7 protein-coding genes are annotated in these 23,199 nt (G+C 60.1%); all 7 read right to left on the minus strand.

Going from position 1 to position 23,199, the window contains the following annotated elements:
• Positions 1-160 precede the first annotated feature (160 nt).
• Positions 161-7,480, minus strand: a complete 7,320-nt coding sequence (locus tag IHQ71_RS22940) for a hypothetical protein (RefSeq protein WP_258158727.1) — start codon at positions 7,478-7,480, stop codon at positions 161-163.
• Complete coding sequence (locus IHQ71_RS22945) at positions 7,477-18,918, minus strand: hypothetical protein (RefSeq protein WP_258158728.1); 11,442 nt, start codon at positions 18,916-18,918, stop codon at positions 7,477-7,479. Before IHQ71_RS22945 ends, IHQ71_RS22940 begins: the two co-directional genes overlap by 4 nt.
• 497 nt (positions 18,919-19,415) lie before the next feature.
• A complete protein-coding gene (locus tag IHQ71_RS22950) occupies positions 19,416-19,871 on the minus strand; it encodes a hypothetical protein (protein ID WP_258158729.1) in 456 nt (151 codons plus the stop codon).
• 8 nt (positions 19,872-19,879) lie between these two features.
• Complete coding sequence (locus IHQ71_RS22955) at positions 19,880-20,587, minus strand: ABC transporter ATP-binding protein (RefSeq protein WP_258158730.1); 708 nt, start codon at positions 20,585-20,587, stop codon at positions 19,880-19,882.
• Positions 20,584-21,300: an ABC transporter ATP-binding protein gene (locus IHQ71_RS22960; RefSeq protein WP_258158731.1), complete on the minus strand. Its 717-nt coding sequence runs from the start codon at positions 21,298-21,300 to the stop codon at positions 20,584-20,586. The genes IHQ71_RS22955 and IHQ71_RS22960 overlap by 4 nt, the downstream gene beginning before the upstream one ends.
• Positions 21,297-22,316 (minus strand): branched-chain amino acid ABC transporter permease, encoded by a 1,020-nt coding sequence (locus IHQ71_RS22965; protein ID WP_258158732.1) that lies wholly within the window; start codon positions 22,314-22,316, stop codon positions 21,297-21,299. The genes IHQ71_RS22960 and IHQ71_RS22965 overlap by 4 nt, the downstream gene beginning before the upstream one ends.
• Complete coding sequence (locus IHQ71_RS22970) at positions 22,316-23,188, minus strand: branched-chain amino acid ABC transporter permease (RefSeq protein ID WP_258158733.1); 873 nt, start codon at positions 23,186-23,188, stop codon at positions 22,316-22,318. Before IHQ71_RS22970 ends, IHQ71_RS22965 begins: the two co-directional genes overlap by 1 nt.
• Positions 23,189-23,199 lie beyond the last annotated feature (11 nt).

Here is a 23,199-nt window from a genome sequence, read left to right on the forward strand (position 1 = left end):
GCGCATCGAGTCTACTTACTGAAACTATCGTTGCGTTCAGCCGCGAAATACAAAGCTCTTTACACGTTACAGCTCGCCTTTTCTTGTTGGCGTGTTTTGTCCGCGCAAATGCGGCTCGCTGTCGCGGCAGAGTTGGTCAAGCAAAAGATTGCCCAGCCGGCTATCCTGGCAACTGCGCGCCACCGGAGCGATCAAACTTCAGCAGTTCGAACTCGCGTCCGGTCTTCTTCTCTGCCTTCGGCCGGGACGATCGCCAGATGAACAGCCCCTGACGTCGCACATGCCCGTTGGCGAGATCATTCAACAAGTCGGGAAACTCCACTCTTTGCGGGAGCGGCGCTGCCGCATGAAGAGGAACTGTGACCCCGTCGCCTGCGGCTTCCAGGACCGTGAAGACGGATGGCGCAGGGGCAATCACGTCGCCCGCGACGATTGCCGCAATCAACCTGAAAATCGTTGTTTTTCCGTTCGAGACGAATGTGGTGGCGATCTCCAACCTTTCCCCAGGCAGCAAGGCTGGGCGTGATCGCGCGGTGGCATTATTTGCAACAAGGCGAGAAAGCGGGACTTCGTATGCGCTACACCACTCAATCTTGTACTGGCTATTCTCACTTGGCTGACCTGCGATTACCAATGGCTGCGGTTGCTGGTCGGCATCGCTTCCCGGCACCGGGAGCCTCGAAAAGCGCACACTGAACGAGCCAGCTTGCGCACCGTCAAAGGAGCCGTCCGCACCGAGCACACCGGCGGCGAGATAGAGCACCGACCATGTATTGTACTCCTTCCGATCGCATACCAGTAGATGCGGCTTGTCGTCGATGCGCTGCAGGTCCTGCTGGGCGAGGCTCGCGAGTTGGCGGTCGTAGGACGGATCACCGAAGGCGATGGTCTGGCTGAGAACCGGCATAACGCGCCGGTCGCCCGGCGCAAGTTGAAGCGGGACGGACACATATTTCTTGGGTCCGGTTTGGAGCTTGACGGAATCCACGGGATCTGGATCGAACTCGATCACGACCCGCATCGGCGTATCAGCGTTGGCTGCGACAAGCAGCGCGCGGATTTCGGCCAGGCTCGTACTTGCCGTGGCGCGAATTGTTCTCTGGATGGCGTCCTTGTCTTCCGGGAGCAATGACACTTTAAGGCCGTCAAATGTCTTGCCACCAATTTCGAGTCTTACGGAAGGCAGCTTTTCACCGGGCCAAAGCACGGCTCCAAGTTGATCGATCGTTCCTCCGTTCGACGAGACGGCTTTCAGCTCGAATTCCAACGTGCCGCCCCAGGCGCTGCCAATGGGCTCCTCATTTGCCAGGCTCACGACCACGCGCCATTCGTTGGCCGCCTGAGAAATTCGGAACACGTCCGCATTGCCGCTGAACTGGCCAAAGGGCTTCAATCGACGATATCGCTCACCTTCTTCATCCGCCTCGACATCGACGAAATCGCCCAGTGAGAGATAGGTGCGCCGGCGCAGCGCCAGGGCGGTTGGCGTAATCGGCTTTGTCAGGTCTTCGATGTCGTCGGCGGGTAGAACCGGTGAACGGGGATTGCGAAGCTGATGGGAGGCCACCGGCGAGGAATTGCCCGGCTGTCCGAACTGCGGCCTGTCGCTGTCGAAAGCCGTCGCGATATCGGGAATGATCACGCTTGCCGACAGAACTTCGAACACACCCGGCCGCCTGCCGATCGTGGTGCGCGTGACGACCGGCGGCAACACCGCCTTCAAGCGCCCCGCATTGTCAGTAGGCTGTTCATCCTCACTCTGGAGGGCCACGGCTTGCGCGACCTCGACAGGCAGACGCCGCCGCACCGGTGACACGAGCAGATGCCGCGCAGCCGGACCATCGAAGCCGAGGAGTTGGCCTCGGTCATAGATGACATGCGACGAAAACGAGAGATAGTAGCCGTCCCTATCCTGAGCGTCGTCCGATTCCTTCTTGTGCGCGGAGGCGCGCGCTGGCCAGCCGAAACTCTGGGTTCGAGCTGAAAAGCCCGCATTCGAAGACATGATGGGGAACTCGTCGCCAAGAACCGGTGCCAAGGCCGATATTCCATTGACGCCGCGCGCGGACGGCCAGCCCAGCGCCGCCGATGGCGACAGGTCCGTGCCCTTTCGCAGAAGTTCGCCGGAGAAAGTTTCCGAAAATGACAGGCCGGATGATTCCAACGGCACCAGATGCATGACCGGCCCCTCCCGCAGTCTGACCATGCGTATCGCCACGCCAGCCTGCCGATCCTCATTGAGCGCGAGGTCACGGATTTCTGAACTCGCCGACTCGAACAACTGGTCAGCGCCCGTGCGCTCGATCATGCGATAGGATTCAGTCTCGGACTTGCGATCAGCCGACAGCACGATCAGATCGGCCGGCACGAAAGTCTCCACCGCCGGCGTCCCGGGAATGCCGGGATCGCTGACAACGACGCGCAAGCGCGAAGCCGGGACCGAAGACAAATTGCCAAATAACGTTCCCGCGACTTGGGAAGCGGCGCTTTTTTCCGATGCGATCGTCTGCAAGAGATTGTAGATGGCAAATATGCTGCGAACGAAGAATGGGGCAGCGAGCAGTTCGTCCTCGTCGCCCTCCATGGCAACAACCTTGCCATTTTGGTCGAGCCTCTCGAAGAAGGCTTGTTCCATCGGCAGGGATGGTGTCGACGCTGTTACACCCAAAGTGTTGCCAATATCCACGCTGGCGATGCGCAGCTTCAAGGGAGTCGTGGCCAGTGCGCCCGATTGCTGCAGCGCGCTGCCTCCCCAGAAGTCGGCAAGCGCCACCCGCCAGCGGCCAGGCTTTGACTGAAGCGTGAGGTCGCCGAGCCGCAGGGCTGCGGCCGCGTCACTGTCGATCCATGGGATCACGGCGACGAAGGCGCGGTCCTCCCATGGGAAATGCATGATCGCACCACCCGTCACCACGACAGCTTCATCGCCGCCACCCTTTTCCAACCACCCGATCAGCAAATCGTCGAAGAAGCCGGAAACGGCATGACGCAGTTTCAGCATCCCATCCTTTTCTTTGGTGTCGGCGAGCTTGGTGGCTCGATATTTCCCGAGTTCGTAACGTGGAGCGAAAGCCAATTCGGACGCTTCCTCGATCCATCGCTGGGGGGTCGTCAAATTCACCGTATCAAGCGAGGACCAGGACAGACGAAGTACACCGTTCGACTTGTCGTCACCCTTTTCGCGCAGCTCGTGAGATGCGGTTACGAGAAGTTGCACGGACTTCCGAAGAATGAGCTTCTTTTCGCCCGCCGCGAGTAGTTGCGCTTCTATCTCGTGCCGGTTGAAATGCACGGTGACCGTGTGCCGGAGAAGATCCTGCTCTGCCGCGTCGATGCTGATGTCATGGCTGAAAGTTGTCGGCTTTCCGACGCCGTCAGGCTTGATGGACGATTTGGGGTTGAAAAGGTCATTGATGGCGCCCCCGCCCGCCGCCAGGGAAAGCCCGGCGGATGGCCAGCGGATGAGGCTTTTGACCTCGTGCTTTCCCGTCAAATAAAGCCTGTGAAGCGTGCTTGAGGCTCTGCCCACCGAAGTGGAGAATACGTGTTCAATGGCAAGATTTGGCTCCGTGGCCTCTCGACCATCGACGCGCATCCAGGCCGTCGTCAGGGTGATCGGCTCAAGATCGCTTTTGACGCCCCCTTTCGCCTCGGGGTAACCCGCCAGCAAGGCTCGAACCGCAAGCGCATTGCTGGCCTTCAACACGAAGAGCGGCGAAAGACCCTTGGGGGCAAGGATGGCGCAATCGGCGGTGACGCGACCGCTTTCATGATCTACCGTTAGATGGAGCTTGTCGTTGCCTGACTCGGGCGGTGCCGGCGTCAGTTTCAGATCAAGCCAGTCCAGCTGTTCCGGCGATATTTCTAAAAGCGATGTTTTGTCATCGACCCCGAGTTTCAGGATCGGTTGATAATCGATCCGTGGATTTTCGCTGCCCGCTTTGAGGAACAGTTTTATCTTCACGTCCTTGAAATGGACGGCCAGCCCTTGGACGACCCCCGTCTTCGTCGCGCTTTGTGCCGGCGTCAGCGTGAGGAGGTCATCGGCGATCGCGCCCTCGAGGTCCAGACTCCAGTCGCATCCGAAGAGCCTGGCCCGCATTTTGGCGGGGAGTTTTTTCTCCCCTTCTGCATAGCTCTTGAGGTTGATATCGATTTGCGCGGGCACCTCGGTCTTGCCGGCCCAGCGATCCGACAGGGTCGTCTCGACGCGGACGACATTGTCACGATCCACCAGCTTTTCACCCTCATAGCTCAAGCCCTGCCATTCGGCCTTCCAGGTCTCGCCCTCCGGCGTCAGCGCAAGTTTGAACAGGTCGCCTCGTTCGTAGACTTCGTCGGGTCCGAACGGCTGGCGGTGCGCCGGGCTATCAGCTTCCAGATTCGGAACAAGCGGCGCGAGCGCTGCCCTGCCGACGATAGTCAGTTTGGTCATGGCGCCTGTTAGATTGAATTTGGCTTCCAGGAGTCGAAGTGGGGTAAAGGCAAAGGGTCCATAGCGAAGATAGAATTGCTGACGTCGGTCATCGAGCTCTGAACCAGCTTTCGGAAGGGACGCAAAAAAACGCCATTCATGCAGCGAGCGCGGCAACTCGTCGGGATCGAACGCACTACCGTCGGCGCCCGGCGAGTTCTCGATCGGATTGGTCTTTCCGTCGAAGGCATATCCCTCGCCGTTCTTCTTCACCGGAAGATCGCGGACCAGGAAGTTCAGTGGCGTCCGAAATCCCTTGGACGCATCGCCGCTCACGGCAATTTCGAGGGCGGAATGCATCGAGAGCAGATGTGTTTCGGACGTATCTTTCGGAACCAGCGGTGTGATTTTTATCGCTCGAACCGCGGCATGATCAAGCATCGATTGCGCCGCCCCCATGCCGAAGCCGCGGGAATCCCATAGATAATTGCTGTGATTGTAGATGTTGGCCGCGAAGCCTTCGATCTGAATCTCGGCCGTCTCATCTTCTCCCGGCGGGGCGATCGTGCTGCCGGCGATCTTGAACGTCAGGACCCTTCCCTCGACGGCCTCCTTCAGGCTGTAGAGCACCCCGTCGAGTTCGAATTTGCCATAGGGCTCGTCAAGTGTAACCACGAAACTCTTCGAGTTCCAAGTCAGCGGCTCGACGAGATTATCGATCTTGATGGGAGCAGGCTTGCCGCCCGTCTCCAGCCACGGGGTCGCGAAGGCCGCCTGGGTACGCGTCAGAGCCATGCGCTTGCGGCTCTTATCCCACACCTGCATGAGCCGATCAGGTTCGACGGCCGTCGGCGCCCGCTCCTCAGGGCCACGATTTTCAGACGTCACGTCCGGCTTCGCGTTCTTCGGCGGCGGCGGATCAGACCAGGCAAACAGTTCGTCCAGAATGGGCAGGTCGTAGCGCAATGCGGCTCGCAAGGCCTTCTGTGGATCATAGATCCTCGGTGGCAGGAGTTCGATACCCGCGAGTGTTGGCAGTATCAGTGTGTCGGGGAGGAAACTCTTGTTTTCCAAGGCTTTCGGCTCTGGATAGGGTAGCGCCCATGTCAGGTCGCCGCTCACCTTCGGCGCATCGGCGCCATCCACCTCCATAACCAGTGTGAGGAGTTTTTTCTGCCCGACCCGCCAAGGCACGAGCCCGCGCGAGACCGACGGCTCCGTTGATGATGGCAGTCCACGGGTTATGGGATAATTGGTGATGAAGGGATTATGCGACGGCGGCAACCAAGCCAAGTGCTGGCCGGTCAGTCCGTCCAGTGCGGTCGCTTCAACGGCGCCGGCATGATCCGCGGTCACATCCGAAATCTTCAGATTCCAGTGATCGATGGCCTTATTGTCTGCGTCCGTCGTGATGATCCACTCGAATTCCGCCTCTATGCCTGGGCCATTGCGCGGCGAGATCATTGGCAGGTCCCGGGTCGCAGCCGGGCCACCTCGCAGCGTCGGCAGGGCTTCCTGGCCGGTGGGCGAGGTCTCCGCGGCGAATAGGAAGCCGGCAAAGCGCATTTGCGGCGTCCACGCCTCAAGGGTCGCACCAACCGGCTCAAACCCGTTGTCCCCTTGGGTGAATGCAAGGGTGAGCTTGAGACCTGCGGCCTGCTCAATGGTGACGCTTCGCAGCCGGTTGCCGCTGCCATGCGATGCAACGATCCGGCCGGTGATCGTGGAACCCCCTTCTTGCTTTGGAGGCTCGCCTGCAGCTTTCTGGGCCTCGGGAACAGCAAGCTGCAGCCAGCCCTGATCGACAGCCAAAAACAGATAGGGGACCTCGGTCGCTTCGACTGGCAACGCTCCAGCGGCCCGATATATGCCGAGCAGCCGGTCGAGATGCGCCGACAACGGCACAGTGACGGGGATGGCTTTATTCAACCCTGTAATATTGCTGTCCCACGCCGGTTCGGCCGGCGTGTATGCCATCGAAATCGTGCTGTTGCCATTGCGCCTGCCCGACCGGGCCTCGATCGTGAACTTGTCCGGAGCCTGGCGCAACAGCGTCATCCGCGCCTGGTTTATGGTGGCCAAGGCAGCGGGCTCGCCAGGAAAGCGGCTGCTTGTGCTCATTCGGAGATCGGTTGCCGAAGGATCGATCTCGACGCGAAAATGGTTCTGCTGGCAACCGCTCGAATCCAGTGAGCAAACCTTGCCAGTAACGACCATCGGCCAGATGAGCGGCGGTGCCGCGGGTCGCTTGTCAAAGCGGATTTGCGCAGGCGCGCCCTTCGGACCAAGTATGGCAAGGATTGCGGCGATGCGCCCCTCAAGGGCGTCGAGTTCGGCTGCACCGCTCTTGCCTGCACCGACAAGGCGCAGAATATTGCGGCGATCCTTGCCATCGGCCTGTCGCTCAAGCCGGAATCTGCCATCCATTGTGGTACCGGATGTGTTGCGCGTGAAATCGGCGAGACTGCCAAGGAACTCGATGCCGTCAGGAACGAGTTCGATCTCAAAATACTTTCCGCTCTTGAGATCAATCTTCAGGCCGCCGAGGATAGTCGAATTCTTCTTGTCGAACTTCAGGGCCACCGCCAACGCTGCGTTTGCCTTGATCGTCATGTCGATCGACAATGTCAGCCGGCCTTCGGCAACGCGAAACACGGGAACGGAGATATCCGTCTCACTATCCGTCGTCGTATCCGCAGCCATCTTTTCCCAGGGCTTCTCGGGAACGATCAGAATATCCGATGGTGAGGGCTGATCCAGCAATTTAGCTTCGACTTCCAGGCCGTTGCCAAAGTCGAAATAGAGATTGTTCGCCGGGTGGCCGCCGAAATTCCTCGGCCAGGGATAAACCCGCAGCATACGCGGGTACCGTTCGGGTTTGGTGGACGCGGGACTTCCCATGTCCAAGGCACGGATTCCGACGGTGTTGTCGATGACAAGACTGTTATCGCCGAAGACCGGCGGCTCGCCCCAATACGCCCTGACTTCCGCATAGCAGAACGGTGTGTCGGCACCAGCCCCGAGGAACACGCGACCCAGCCACTTGCGATCGAATTTGGGCGTCATGATGCGTCTCCCCGGCTGCGTTCGATCATGCGCGACAGTGGTGTCCTGTCTCCCATCATGGCCATCACGGAAAGCTTGCGGCCTTTTCCGAACAGTTGCTCTTCCGCAATCTCATGAACCTTTGCCTCAAGTTCCTGCGTTTTGGGAAGTTCGGTATCGTGAAAAGCAAGAAGCTCTGCTTCGTTCGGCGGTGCGCGCAGGATGAGGCGGCTGATCGCCCCCACGGAAGGCTTGTTCGCATGCGAACCCGTTATCTCCCACAACGCCTTCTTCAGTTCGTCGACGTCGATGGCGCTCCGGTTGAGCCACACTGTGAGCACGGTTCCATCCGGTGGCAATTCGGCGGGAACAGGGGGTGTCGCACTTGGATCGCCCGTCCATCTCCGCTTCCAGTTCTGGACGGTCTCGCGAGCCTCATGCGCCTGATACAGCGTCAGGTAGTCTTCGAGATCTTCCCATCCCTGCGTCGGCAACGACGTGCCGGAGAACGTCAAGGTGACGGGAGCAAGACCTGCAATCGCCTCCTCGCCGGATACACCATCGAGCGCAGGCTTCTTGAGTGCCGCCAGCATGGCCGCCTGAATCTCGGGATCGGCGCTCTCATGGATCACAGGCTGATAGGCTGCCTGGGCGCTCGGCTGATTGCCCGTACTGGCTTTGGGCAGCAATGTCATTGTTGGCCGGATGCGCCATTCATGCGTCCCGTCGGCCGTCAGGCTCGGGTTGACGTTGCCGGACATGGGCTCCAACCGCGAACCGGACTTTTGCAGCAGATAAAGGCTGACATCCTCTTTTTTGGCTTTGGTCGCTGGCGGCGGGGCGGGAAGCACGTCGATTTCGGGCACGCGCTGGATGACTTCGCCGTTACTCTTGATGGCCTCCAATGAAATACGGTAGTTGACTGCCGGTTCCGGTAGATGAACCAGGTTTCCGATCTCGCCGAAACATTCGGCCGGGCTGCCAGGAAACCAGACAGCCGCATCGTTGGATGCCATGCAGTCTATGAAGCGCATGGCGGCAAGATCGATCGTGATCAGCGTCTTGAAGCAGGGCACCCCACCGTCCTCGGACAGGAGCTTTCGACTGACGGAGTATTGGGGGCCATTCTTCGCCATCGTGCGCCGGAGGTCGCCCGACGTGCCATCCTCGGCCCATCTCAGTTCGAAGTAACCCTGCTCGTTGACCGCGGCGGATTGCTCCGACACGACAATCCCAGCCGCCATGTGGACGAGTGCATGTGTGCGGAAGAAATAGGGCGGCAGCAATGCCGATATTGCCGTTGATCCCAACCACGCATCCGGCACAAACGGACGCAGATCCTCGAGCATCTTGCGGGCTTCGTCACGATCAAGCGCCAGGAGTTTGGCATTGACGAGCTTGGGATCGAGTTCGCCAAATTCACCGCCCGGGTCGGCCTTGAACTTGTGCTCTTCTTCCAGAGCCTCAATTGCGTTCAACCAGCCGAGATGCGGAAACTCGCGCCAGAAGCCCACCGCGAGCTCTTGCGGCGCCAATACAGCGTCATTGCGGCGGTTTGCCTGCGCAAGCACCATGTCCGTGGAATGCGCGATCACCAATTCGAACCGTCCCCCGGATCTGCCTGGTCCAGGCGGCATTGTGCGCCGCGAGAGCAGGACGACCGGCTTTTCCAGCGGCTCGGATCGCGGGATCGTAATGTCCTTGAAGCGTCCGAGTGCATCGCCAGGGCTCAGCGCTCCCGCAAGTCCCGAGATTTTCTGACGCTCCAGCGTTTTGTCGCCGACAAGCATCCACGGCGATGCCTCCGCCCATTCTGCATAGCGGCCGACGGGGCGGACCGCAAATTTGTAGCGTTTGCCCCCTCGGTCCGTTTGCGGGATCAGAATGGATAGCCGGCCCGACGCATCCGGTGCCTGCTGCCAGGTGCCGGGATCGGCGACCGTGCCAAGCGAAAAATAAACTTGCGGCTCATTGGCGTCGGATTCGGTTGAGGGAAGTCCAGGTACCCAGCAATGCTGCAGGAAGGGCGTCCAGAACCGAGTAATACACCCCGCGAGAAGCTTGCGTGCCTCGATTGCGCCGGGCTCCTCTGAATTGTCCATCACATTGCCAACCGGCACAGCCAATGAACCAAAACGCATACCGATATACGCTGCGAAGCGAGAGACGGCCTCGACATGGTTCAACTGGACGACGTTGTCGACCAGAGTCGGCCTGAAAAGTGCCTCGGCCCAGTCTGCATCCGTTAATTCGGCAAACTTGCCAAATGCATGTTCGGTCGTTTCCTTGCCGCCCTTCAGTGCATTCGGCAGATTCCCACCCACCCAATCTGCCTCCAGTGTCGGTGGCGTCAGGTCCTTTTCCACCGCCTCGACAGACAGTTTCACGATCTTGGCGAGATCTGCCTTGGGGTCGAACTCCGAATTCCGAACGATGACCCGGAGCACAGCGACCGGCTCGCGGGGCTTCATGAGATAGTTGCCGGCAATGATCAGTTTGCGCGCCTCTGCCGACAGCCTGACGGGGTGCACCGAGGCTATCCCGGAATGGACCGGCAACACATCGATAAGAGCGCCATTGCCGGCGATGTCGATAGGATTACCTGCATCATCTTCGGTCCTCAATTCGATCGTGAAGTTCGCGGCTTTGAGCCGCTTTTCCGGACCGGGGGCCATGGCTCGCACGATTGCGTACCGAACCGCCAATCGCGCATCGTCGCTCACGTCGGGTTGCGGCCAGATATCCGAGCGGTCAGGTCGCGGCCTGAGCGCGATCTGCATGACTGAAAGTGCCTCGTTGCCAATCAGGCCCGCCACCTCGTCTTTCGACGGATTCCTGATACCCCCATCGAACCAGAACAGTTTCGAATTGCCCCATGGACGCGTGACGACGTCGACGAAAGCCTGGCCGCAATCGCGACCGGCGTAAACATTCAAGGCCTGCCGCATAGCGCCGTGGATCGCCTTGAGGGCTTCGTCGCGAGGGGCGTAGTTCCCCCTCAACTTGTCGTAAAGCCGGAAACCTGTTGCCAGGCCGAGTAGCCGGAGGGCACCCCAGCCATTCTTATCCTTCTGCGGAGGCGAAGCGGCGACATACTCTTCGAAGGACTTCGCATCGACCTTCGGGTCCGGATCGCTGACAATCGAATATCGTTTGAAGAGCGACGTCTCGTCGCCTGTCACCCGCTCGCCGAACTGGACAAATGAAAGCGCATCCGCAAGAACCGGGTGCAACCGCGGCAGGATGTCGAAGTCGTGCATTATGCTCGCCGTCGGCGTATAGACGACGCTCCCGTCCTGCATCAACGGCTTCCCGTCCGCACTGACTTTGGCGCGCACCGCCTCGATCCGGACCTTCACGGCACCCAGATATTTCGATTCCTTGAGCCGTTGTGCAAGGACAACCTGTTCCGACGCACGAGCCGCATCCAGGGCCTTCGCCTTTGGTTGCAGCTGGAGCGCTCGCATGATGGCGCGGACCCGGCCGGCATTCAGCACGCTCTTTCCAAGGGGAACAACGAACACTTCCTTCTTGTTCGAGCCCTCCTTCACGAGAACATCCTTCACCATCAGGCGAGGAAGCCAGTCCGGCAGAGGATCGGATTTTTCATCCGCCCAGTCGGGGAACGAAATGCGCAACTGATCCGGTGTGCCGCCGGCAAAAAGCAGCGCCAGATCGGCATCGTCTGGCTCCGGCATGATCGAGCGACGGATGCAGAGTTCGGGAAAGATCGCGGTCGATTCCGCACTCGAAAACCACGCCGCCTTGCTGGTGGATTTTGCGCCGTTGAGCCGGGACGCGCGTGCGATGCGCAGGGCGTCGGAGGGATAGTACGCTTCAATCCGGCTCAGATCGCCAAACTCCGGCGGTTCAAGCCCCCGCAGGCTGGGCGGCGACAGCTTGAGCTTGCCGACCGGCAAGGCTTGAGCGGCCAATGCCGCCGCCTCGTCTTTCCCGTCGTTCACGTACGTATCCGGATCGACGGCATGGATCTCGTAGCCGCCTATCCACCGGAAAAGGTCCGGCGCAACCGCACCTGCGGCATCACCGACAATCTGCAGATCGCGGGGACGAGCGTTCCAGCGAAGTCTGACGCCGGTTCGTCCTTCGCTGTCGGCCATCAGGTTCAGGCCTCGATGCCTGAGCAAATCATCCAGGCTGCTGCCGGCTCTCGGATAATAAAGATGGATGTTTCCGCTTTCGCCGGTAAAGTCCGTACGCGTCAGCGGCTTGAGAGCGAGGTTCACGGGTTGTTCGAAGGCCTCGATCCGCGTGTTGACGGACACGCCTTCTTCAAGAAGGCCCTGCGGAGTTGAGCCGGACTTTTGCTCGATCCGCCAGTTCTTCAGCACAATGTTGAAGCTGACACTCCGCCATTCCCCTGCCTTGACGTCGGTCTTCGTCCGGCTTTCGGCACGCAGATAGGCGCGGCGCACAAGGCCGGGCGCGTCCCCCGCATTGTTCGATCCCGTTGCGCCGAGCGCCTTGCGCAATTCTTCAGGGCTGGAAGCTTCCTCTTTGCCCTCTTTGAGTTTGAACACCTTGAATGAAACCGACTGCCGCCCGTATTTTTGATCGTTCGGGATGTTCGAGTTCTCCGTGCCCTGCAACTTGAGATATTCGAATTCCGCCATGATCGCGTTCGATGTATCCGTCACCCGCTTCAGGATGAAACTGGATACGCCTTTCTGACCGGCAAGCTTCTCGATCGCCGCCTCGTCGAGGCGGGTACGCGCTTCGTCGAGCGCATCCGATCCGAAAGAGCCGGACGGGATCGCGCGCTCCTCGAGAATGCGCAATTGCAGAGCATCGGTCTTGCTGTCCGGCTCGGGAATGACCGGGATGGTGGCGCCCGTAGCGTCGGCCGGCTCGCTGGCACGAACGCCGGCCGTCATCAGGAAGCGCAGGCCGGGAACCGTGGACTTGGTCGGGAAAGTTGGACTGCCATCCGCAGCAAAGCCCGCGGATAGAATGCCGTCATAGGCGATCTGCAACGCCGCTTCACGTGGCGACACCGGCAGGACTTCCGGCGCCCTGAAATCCCGAACCACGTAGGGTTCGCCCGAATCGGACGTGCCGGCTATGTCGATCGGAGTGATTTCATAGACGATATTGACCGACGCTACATCGCCACCATTTGCCTTTTTCCAATCGACCAGATTCGTAGCCTTGCCCAGCAGGACGTCACGAATTGCATCCGGTATGGCGCCTTGCCCGTTTTCGCCCCTGGAAAGCAGGTCGTCGATGAACTGATACGGCGGGCGAACCCGCTCAAGACGGACCGATCCGTCGGGTTCCTGGGACAGCCGTTCGGGCGAGCCGGCCTTGACGGTGAACTCCGCGCGATACTCGTTCTCGCCGAGACCACGGATATAGCGGCGGATTCGATAGTGCTTCAGGTGGAATTCCGGATCGTGATAGGCGCCCAGCGAATCGCCCCAAGCGGGTTCGAGATCCCAGTCAAGCTTGATCCCTTCGGTGGTGATCTCATGCGTCGGGCTGAAATTTGGCTGCGCTTTACGGAACATCCGATCGGGGTGGTTGAAGAGATGTACCCTGCCCGCGACATCGCAGTCTTTTTCCCCAGCCTTGAATGCATCGCTTTTTATGACACAGAATTTCGCTGCAGGCGGCCGGATATCATCGTCGTCCAAGTCGTCGAAAAGTGCCTGGAGTTCCTCGGCGGAAACCACAAAGGTTAGTCCGAAGTCGCGTGCGTCGATATTGCCAAACCTTGGTGGACCGTTTTCATACTGCCCGAGCGTGGCGGCAATCTGTGCGGCAGACTCGCAGACCGCGGCAACCGCGGCGGAACGAGCCTCGGCAATCTCCGCCTCTCGCTTCTGCTGTATCGTGAGGTTGACTCGGCTGCGCCCGGCGCGGCTGAGTTCGAGTGCCGCAGCGTCGGAATCCGCGGGCAGACGGGTATCGAGTTTCTTCGACAAGCGGGGTTTTGGTTCGGTGGCCACGGCAATCTCGGGGCTGCCGCTCCATCTGAGAAGGAATTGTGAAAGGAGATAGCTCTTGAACTTGAAATCCACGCCTTGGAGGTCGTCACGTCCGACGACGACATCGACCGCGAGGCCGAGAGCGTCCGCCGTTTCGGCGGTCGCACCTATTTTCACGGGAGCAAGGCTTGGCGAATTCCCGGCCGCCCCCACGAAGAGACGTTTTATTTCTCCGGCCGCCTCCGGTGCCACCAACTTGTGCCATACGGTGGCCGTATCCGCCGAGGAGCCGGGGCCTGCGTAGAACGTCGATCTAGGTTTGTCACTATCGATCCCTTCGACCCCTATGAACGTATGGTCTCGCGGAATGAGCTGCATGACATATCGCTCGCTATCCGAGCCTTTTGTCTTTCCGATCGGAAACAAAAACGCCCAGAAATCGGTCTGGACGATCGGATCACCGTGGAGGCTCACCACCTCGTCTTCTTTGGGCTGCTCGACGGGCGCCGGGGTTTTGCCAAGATCCTGGTCCACGGCATTGTCGCCGTTCGCCGATGTTTCGTCGGCCGGTCGCTGCGGTTTTGGATTGGTCTCGACCTTTTGGCCGTCGAGTGCCTTGTCGGGAATATCCGTGCCGAGGCCGAGCGTCATAAAGCGGACGACACGGGCGCGAGCCTTTTCGAGTTCACCATCGTTGAAAGCGAAGCCGATGCCAAGCGACAGGGAGCGGCCGAAGGCGCTGATCCCGATCGACGCGAAGGCGCGCCCCCCGAGCCTGCCTTCGCCCGTAATGACACCCTCGAGTGCCACGGAAACGGACAGATGGAGGGAGAAGCCGACCGCGATACGAATGCGGTGTCCGAAGACACGGAAACTGATCCACGCCTCCACCCGGATGCCCAACGTGGCATCGAACCGGAAGAAGCCGTAATAAAAGGAATCTCCAAAACGCCGCAGTGACAGATAGGAGATTACTCTCGCTTCGAGGGCGAAATCGGCATGGGCCACGGCCGCCGCGCCGAAACTGTCGGAGCCGATACGCCCCTCGAGATGCACCTTGCCGATTGCCTTGAATGCGATGCCGGTCAGGAGCGAATTATCCTCGATCCGCTGAATCATGCCGCCGCTCAGGCTGAGATAAAACTGGCCATTCGGTTCGCCGAGCGTGAACTTGAGTTCATATGGCCAGCCCAGCTCGAAATGGAAAAGACCGGGGCGGATGTATAGCGTCGCCGAAAACTGCGACGCCTTGATCGCGGTTTCCAGCGCCGGAGGCAGCCTTGGGTGAGTGCCGATGTGTCCCTGGCCATCGGCGATGAAGCGACCCAGGAACTCCTTGCGTGGCACCGAGAGATAAAGGTAGCCTCGCATTGTCGGCTTGGATTTCCAGTCTTCTCCCTTGCCCGCTTTTGCCCAGTCATTGTAGTTGACCGAGATCCAGCCCCTCAGGTTTATCATGAAGGTCAGGTCGGTTCGCAGTGCCGCCACGATGTCGAACAAGACGGGGTTCGGAAGCTCCGCCTCGCCCTCCTCGTCGTACACGTTGTCTTGAGATTTCGGGGACCGGGCAACGGAGAACATGCCCCTGAGCGCCAGCGTCAGATCGTCATTGCTGTAGGTCGGCTCCCAGGCTTCAAACGAATCGAGGTTACCCTGGTATTTCGAGACCTCGTCGAGGATCTTGACCAACTGCCTCGGGGACTGCGCCATTTCCGCCTGGGCTATGCCGGCGAGCGTGTACCTGTAACCGAAGCCGAAGCCATATTCGCGCAGATAGATTTCACCGATCGGCGTGGGAATCGGCACGGTTTGCTTTTCGAACTGGCCGTAGACGAAGAACGAATGCTTCGGCTTGCTGGAACCCGTTTTGTCGCGCAGCTCGAGGAATCCCATCTTGGCGGACATCGGCGCCCAGCCCGAAAGCTCCATCCTGCCTCCGGCGAGGAAGCCCTCGGCGGTGACATTGGCCGGAAGGATGTCGGGCCGGAATAGATCTTTTGGTAGCGAGCCATCAACGGCAATCGCGGTGGCTTCGATTTTGAGCGGCCCTTTGTTGAGTCCCACAGTCAGGCCGTCGAAGCGTATCCGGGGCAGGACGCGGTTTTCGCCCGGCGGCGCGATCCACATATTGTGGAAATCGATGCGCGGCGAAATCATGTCGCCACCCTCGATGAACTTGACCTGCCCGGAGATCGCCAGCGCCGGATCGCCACCGAAAGCCTCTGCCGAAGGATAGAAGCCGACGCCGCGCAGCTCGAAATCGAAGAGGCTGAAGAAATTGGTCCGCTTCGGCGGGTCCACCTTCACATGAAACGAAATCGACCGCATGAGCACGCGCGGATCATTGGCAAGCGGCGCCTTGTTGAGCCTGATCTCAACGTCTTTGAAACTCTTGAGCATGCCCGATGCGAACTCGCCGTCCGCCGGCTTGAACACCGCGCTGCCGGTCAGCTCGAAATAGAAATGGTAGCTGCCTTCGCGCACGAAATTGAAGCCGAGTTCGGTAATCGTCAATTCGAAGCGGATTGCGTTGCATTTTATGGGGTCGCCGCTCTTGTCGAGCCGCGCTGTCGCGCTTTCGACGACGATCGAGCCGTTCGAATCCGCACCCAGCTGCAGTGCAATGCTCGCATTTGCCTCGCCGACGAGATTTTGCGGCAGCTGTCCACTGCCGATCAGCGATGCACCGCCGAAACGCGAACCCTTGATCGACAAATGACCTGACGTGAACCGGAAGGGAACATCTACACCGCCAAGATTGACGGGGTCGGGCTTGACCTTGGCATCGAAATCGAACCCGCCGCGGCCAGCCGTGAACTCCGTGATCTCGAACTGCAGACCCTTGCCCGAATTCGAAACCGCGCCGAATGACAGTTCCGCCTTGGCCTGCTTGCCGAGGCCGAACGTCTCGCCACCATTGGAAAGGTCTATATAGAACTGTTCGTAAGGATCGCCATCCTTGATTTTCTCCTCCGGGTCGTCGTCGATGACGAGGTCCAATCCCAAGGGATGGTAGGTTTTCTTGTCGCCCGCTGTTCCGTAAACAGAGATTCTGTCGCCACCGGTGATTTTCATCGACAAATCACGAAGACTGACATTCACCCCGAGCTTGGTGGATGGCGCGAAGTCTTTCTCCAACTGGACGATCACGCCGAAGGTTGCGCTGAGCACTGGAGCCTTGGCGCCACCGCTGAAACCATAAGTGACGTCGTCGATCTGTATTTTTTGCTTTAGTTTATCCAGGAGACCGCCGCCGCTCGCTGATCCCTGCTCCACCTTCGGAAGCAAGGCCAGAAGACGCTTCCTCAACTTGTCCAACTTCTCCTTCTCAAGACCCAGGCCTACTTTTAAATCAGGATCATCTGGCTCGTAGAACGGATCTCCGAACGAACCATCGTCGTTCTTTTTGTAATATCCAACGTCGAGTGGGAGTTTGCCTAACGCGCCGCCCGACGCGCCGATTGACGTCACCTCCAGATTGTTATCGAGCTGTATCACGTCTCCTTTTTGCCCCGACAGAGCCTGGAACAATTCGAGCTTGCCTCGACGGAGCGCCACAACGACGATCTCCTGCGCCGGCTTGGCGGGTCTCGCTTCGATCTCGACCAATCGAGGTGGCGCCGTTTCAGTCCCGGCAGTACCCGTCGCTTGCGGCGGACCGCTTACCTTTTCAAGCCAGAGGTCGGTACCCAGCTTCACGAAACTCTTGTCATCGGGCTGGACGACCAGACCAAACCATTTTTCCGGACCGAAATCGAAAAACAATGACGGTCGGAGTGCAAGGCTCGCGGTAAGATCGAAGCCCAGCGCACTGACCTGCAGCGGAGGATCGAGTGGCAATGCCAGGCCCTTCGTCGTGGCCGGTGCGATGACGATCTGGCGGATCTGGTATGTATCCGCATCGAGCCGGATCTCAACCGATATGTGGGTGAGCACCATATCAGCCTTATCCATCAATTTCTTTGCCAGTTCGGCCAGGGCGTTGACGATCGAAATCAGCGCCTCGCCGATTGCCTCCGCTAGACCCGCGAGAAGACCGGCTGCCTGGCCGGCTTGGCGTGCCAGCCACCTGGCCGCCGCCCCGAGTAATTCCGCAAGGCGCCGTATGACACTCCAGATACCATTCAGATCGACCCCGGGAGCACCCGGAAGCGGGATAGCGGTTACGATGCGCAGCAGTCGTCCCACCACATCGGCGGCAGACTTCACAAGCTCGATCGAATAGGGTTCAACGATCCTGAGGCTGGTCACTTTAGTTTTCAGGTGACCGTCCTGCGACATGGTGGTGACCACTTGCGCAGCGAATGCGATGAAAATGGCGGGATTGTCGCGAGCGATGACCAGCAACCTGCCGATCTCGATCGTCGTTTCCGCCTGAAAATTGCCGCCAGATCCGGAATCCGTGGCGAACTTGACGGCGGGCGTGATTGTCACGTCCTGGAGATCGAAAACAAAGGGCAGTGTTTCCAGGTCGATCCGACGGTTCGGCAGGCTGAATTTCTGACCCGCCTCGATTGCAACGGCGTATTGAAACTGCGTGTCCTTTGCAAACGACGCCGAGAGAGCTGTAATCTTGCCGATCTCAACCGCCGCGCCGCTAAAACGTCCCTTAACCAGTCCTTCGAAGGTCTTGGCCTTGTCGGATGCTGAAAGGACCGCGGAAAACTCACCATCCGCCACATCGACGGTAAGCTTCGGGTCATTGCCGTTCCAGTCTATGCTGGTCTCCCAATCGGCCGCGCCGGGAAGCCCGATTGGAAGGAACGAAAAACCGTTGAAGGATGGAACCCATGTGGGAATAGCCCAATCCAGGGACCAGTTTGGCGAGCCGATGCTGATTTCCGGAAGCTCGAATTCGGGCAACGGCAAGGAGAAGCCGTCCTCGATCCGTAGAGCACATGCAACGGATTTCGCGAGGGCCGTGAGATCCGATTTCCTTACGACGAGCGACAAGACCGCCGAGGCAGCGCCAATCGCAGCACCGTTCGCTGTCACATTGATGCCTGCACGTGCATCGGCCTGTAGTACAATTTCGTCTTTTGCAATCGCGTCCGGCCCGTCGAGGATGTCGGGGAGCACGCGGACGGAGGCACTCCATTTATATGACGCGGCGTTCCTGAGGCCCAGAAAATTCGGACCCTTTACTTCACCCTTGTCGTCTATCTCGAGCTGGAGCGGTTCGGCTAGCAGTTGGCGCAGGTTCCGCCGAGCGGTCTCCAGCAGCGTGCGTTTTGCCTCATCCGCCTCGTCCTTCAACTCAGCCCAGGGCTTGATGACAAGGAAACCTTCTTTTTCCTCCAGGAGATCCATCGGGATGGAGAACCTGGCGGCGCTCTGGGCTGAAAGCACAAATTCGGCCGACTTCTGCACGGTCTTGATATCGAGATCGAGCGTAACGCCGGCGACCTTGAAGAAGGAGAGCTTGTCCTGCTCGGAAATTTCTCCGGTCAGGCGCAACTCAACATGAGAGCCGCCGTCTTCCAGCCTGATCAACCTGACCTGGGTGCTCATGGCTCGAAGCCCACCCGATCGGTCGCGCAACCGGCGTCACCCGCCGGGCATGCGAACAGTTGGATACCAGTCATTGACATCCCCCACCTCAAGCTGCAAATTTGTCGGAAGCTTCCCCCAGCTTTCAACTTTGCGCAGAAACTCAATCATGGTTTCAATGCAAGAAAAAATCAATTGATAATTGCGCTTGCAACATCGTAATTTGCAATATTCGCCAAATCTACCGAACTAAGCTTGAACAACGCGGTCGGTTGCAAGTCTTCGCATTGAAGTTTTCCAACCCAATCGGCCTCGACAACTTCTCCAGTCAATATTCCGCGCCGATAGACGGCTGGGCGATGCTTCCTATTCCGGGATCGGAAAAATGGAACCCTGCGAATTGAAGAAGAAGTTCTCTTCTGCGTCCGGTAGCCTAGGCAGCGCCCATGCTGAAGTGGTCAGACGGCTCAAGAAGGTGCTGGCTCGGATGACCGAGGAGTGACAATGCCAGACAGGATTTATTCGATTACTTCGAGATACTCGTCAATCGCACGCCGGTGCGGTTGGGATGCTGCAGGTGCCACGGCACCTCTTGCCACCGCAGGTTCTTGCCGCGATTGCGGCACCGATCGTGCCAGCCGGGATTCGAGCGCATAAGGCTTTGTCGGGTCGCAAAACACAGGCGTCCCATCGCCGAAATCGATCACGCGCCGGGATTGCTGGATCAGGGACGAGCCCCTGGTCTGGATCAGCAGCTTCAGGGCATCGGGATCGTGGCTCGCAGAGGCGACACGATCGCCGAACACGGAATGCGTACCGGCCTCGAGCTCGGAGACACGGCAGCCACCCAGCATGACGGATCGCAGCCGGCGGCGATCGATAGAATCCTCCGCGAATTCGAGACGGACATTGCCAAAAAGCTGTCGCGCGAGCTGTGGAAATTGTTCGCCCACTGCCGATTGCAGTGCATCCATCACACCCCCTATTGCGCCAGATAGGCGCGGTGCAGGATGTCCGGCTCATCGACCAACCGCTGCGGCGCGCCCGAAAAGGTCACACGCCCGCGCGACATCACATTGGCATGATGTGCAATCTTCAGTGCGATATGGGTGAACTGCTCGATCAACAGGATGCCGGTGCCCTGTTCGGCGAGCTTGACCACTACGCCCATCAGCCGCTTGACGATCAGCGGCGACAGGCCGAGCGACATCTCGTCGGCGAGGATGAATTTCGGCCGCGCCACCAGCGCCTGGCCGAGCGCCAGCATCTGTTGCTGCCCGCCGGACATCGAGCCCGCCTTTTGTCCCTTGCGTTCGGCAAGCTCCGGGAAGATGCCATAGACATCCTCGACCGCATCGGCCGCCACGCGTGCCGTGTGGCCGAAGCCCGCCGCGAGAAGGTTGTCGTTCACGCTCATGCCGGACAAAACGCGATGGCCCTCGGGCACTGCGGCAAGGCCCGCCGCGCGGATCGCCTCAGGCGCCTGCCCGCCCATCGGCCGGCCGCCGATCTCGACAACACCCTTCTCGATCGGCAGAACCCCGGCGAGCGCCAGCACGAGCGAACTCTTGCCAGCGCCGTTGGGACCGAGCAGCGCCGTGATCTTTCCCGGCTCCAGCGTCAGCGACAGGCCGTCGACCACGAGCTTGCTGCCCCGCCGGACGAAGAGATCGGAGATCATCACGCTCATGCCACTTCCTCCACGCCGAGATACACCGCTCGCACGCGGGGATCGCTGAGCACGGTGCGGGTCGGGCCGCTCGTCACCAGCGAGCCGAAATCGAGCACCATCGTCGAGGAGCAGACAGCCTGGATGAGATCGACATCGTGGTCGATCAGCAACGTCATAGCGCCGTTGAAGGCGTGGACATCCGAGATCGTCCGCCGCAGGATCTCGACCTCGTTCTGTGACAGGCCGGCGCCCGGTTCGTCGAGCAACAGCACTTTTGCCGGCCCGGCGGAGCAGCGCGCAATCTCCGTCATCCGTCGCTGGAAGGCATTAAGGCCCGCAGCACGCTCCCGCCGGACGGAGGCCAGCCCGGCGAATTCCAGCGCGGCCGAAAGATGACGCTCGCGCTCGGCCGCGCTCAGCGGCAGGCTGTCGAGCACCACACCGACATTGTCTGCCACCGTCAGTTCGTCCACCACCTGCTCTTTCTGGAAGGAACGGCGCAGGCCCCAGCGGCTGCGCATATGCGGCTTCAGGGACAGGAGCTCGGTGCCGAAGGCGTTGATCGAACCGGTTTTGGGCGTGAGGAAGCCGGAGAGCACGTTGAGCACGGTGGTCTTGCCGGCGCCGTTCGGGCCGATGATGCCGACGACGGGATCGGTCAGATCGACCGTGACCTTGTTAAGGGCGATCACGCCACCGAAAGTGACGGTGATGTCACGGATCGCAATCATCGCTGCCTTCCCCGCGCCGTGAGGCGATTGAACAGATCGGTGAGCTGACCGGCAATGCCGCGCGGTGCCGTCATCAGCGCGTGGATCAGCGCCGCGCCGAAGATGATATAGGCCGCGTCACCGCTGACGCCGACATCGTTCAGGAGTGCCGGAAGGAAGCGGTAGAGCATCGCAGCGATGATCGCGCCATACCAATGCCAAGCGCCTCCGACGATGGTGAGCGCGAAGATCATCACCGATTCCGCTGGCGGAAAGGAGCGCGCATCGAGAAGCTGGAGATTGCCGGCGAGCAGTCCGCCCGCGACGCCAGCGAGGAATCCGGACAGACCAAACCCCCAGATCTTGTAGCCGGTGACATTGATGCCGACGGCCATGGCGGCCGCTTCGCTCCGGCGGATCAGCGACCACGCACGGCCCGGCTTGCCGCGCTCATGCAGATGGATCAGCAGGAAACCGAGCGCCACGACGCCGCAGCAATAGCGGAAATACGCCTCATCGGTTTGCGCTATCCATGGCCGCGGCATGTAGGAAACCGCCTTGACGGCGAATCCGAGAAAGCCCGCGCCGCCGTTCGGGAACTGGATGACATTGATCAGGATACCGAAGCCGCCCGCTGCCATCAGCGTCACCAATGCCAGATAGAGTCCGCGCATGCGGAGCGCCGGGTAGGCGAAGATCATGCCAACGATGGCAGCAAAGAAGCCCCCGACGAGAATATTGACCTCGAACGGCAAGCCGGTGCCGTAGGATAGCCTGAGCGCCATCCAGCCGCCGCAGCCCATGAACACGACCTGTGCGAGCGAGACCTGGCCGAGCTTGCGATAGAGCAGGGCGATGCTCGCCGCCGTCAGCGCATAGATGACGACCGAGGTCAACACCTTGAGCCAGAGTGCCGCGACCAGGAGCGGAATGGCAATCGCCAGCAATATGGCTGCGGCAAACGGCCAGACCAGACCGAGGCTGGGACGTGCCTTCGACTCTGGCTCGGCGGAAGAGATTTCGTTGACTACTGCCATCAATCCTGCCCTGCGAATGTCAGCCTGCGTCCGCGCTGCAACCACATCAGCGCCAGGATCGCGACGATGAAGGGCGAGGCAACGCGGAACGGCGCGAGCGGCTTGTAGAGCGTGATGAAGCTTTCGATGATGCCGATCGCGAGGCCGGCGAAAAAGGCGGTGCGGATCGAGGTCAGCCGCCCGACCACGGTCGTCGCGATGATCGGGATAACGATGAAGGTCAGCACCGCCGGGTCGAGCCGAACCAGGTCACCGAACAGCATGCCGGTGAACCCGGCGAGCAGACCGGAGAAGCCCCAGGCAATCGTCTCGACCCTGCGGATCGGCGTACCCAGCACCGCCGCGAGCTGGCGATCCTCGGCCAGCGTTCGCATCATCAGCCCCAGTCGGGTGCGGACAAGGAAGATGCTCATGCCCACAGTCACGGCGATGCCCGTCGCAAGCGCCAGCAGGCGCGTTGCCGTCATCCTGAGGCCGAGAGTGTTGAGCGAAATACCATCGAGCGCCAGGGTGAGCTTGCGCGGATTGACTACCCAAAGCAGGTTCATGGCACCGAGGATGGCGATGCCGAAACCAAGTGTCGCCACCGCCTTCACCACTGGCTCGCGATGGCTGAGGCCCGGTGCGATCAGCATGCCGTAACCCGTCGAGAGAAAAACGCCGATGGCCAGGCAGGCCAGCCAGGCCACCGGCTCGGGATAACCCCACTGCAGAACCTGCCAGGCACACATGGCTCCGAGCGCCCCGATCGCGCCATAGGCGAAATTCAGGACGCCCGTCGCACGATTGAGCATGACCAGCCCGACCCCGCCGAGCGCATAGAGCGAGCCCACGGCGAGGCCGGAAACCAGGAAGAGGCCATAGGCACCCATCAGCAGGTCCC

The sequence above is a fragment of the Rhizobium sp. TH2 genome, from assembly GCF_024707525.1.
Classification (GTDB): domain Bacteria; phylum Pseudomonadota; class Alphaproteobacteria; order Rhizobiales; family Rhizobiaceae; genus Rhizobium_E.

Excerpts from the sequence above, each read along its gene's own strand:
- IHQ71_RS22950 (WP_258158729.1), bottom strand. The coding sequence starts at position 19,871 with ATGGATGCACTGCAATCGGCAGTGGGCGAACAATTTCCACAGCTCGCG.
- IHQ71_RS22955 (WP_258158730.1), bottom strand. The coding sequence starts at position 20,587 with ATGAGCGTGATGATCTCCGATCTCTTCGTCCGGCGGGGCAGCAAGCTC.
- IHQ71_RS22940 (WP_258158727.1), bottom strand. The coding sequence starts at position 7,480 with ATGACGCCCAAATTCGATCGCAAGTGGCTGGGTCGCGTGTTCCTCGGG.
- IHQ71_RS22960 (WP_258158731.1), bottom strand. The coding sequence starts at position 21,300 with ATGATTGCGATCCGTGACATCACCGTCACTTTCGGTGGCGTGATCGCC.
- IHQ71_RS22965 (WP_258158732.1), bottom strand. The coding sequence starts at position 22,316 with ATGGCAGTAGTCAACGAAATCTCTTCCGCCGAGCCAGAGTCGAAGGCA.
- IHQ71_RS22970 (WP_258158733.1), bottom strand. The coding sequence starts at position 23,188 with ATGGGTGCCTATGGCCTCTTCCTGGTTTCCGGCCTCGCCGTGGGCTCG.
- IHQ71_RS22945 (WP_258158728.1), bottom strand. The coding sequence starts at position 18,918 with ATGAGCACCCAGGTCAGGTTGATCAGGCTGGAAGACGGCGGCTCTCAT.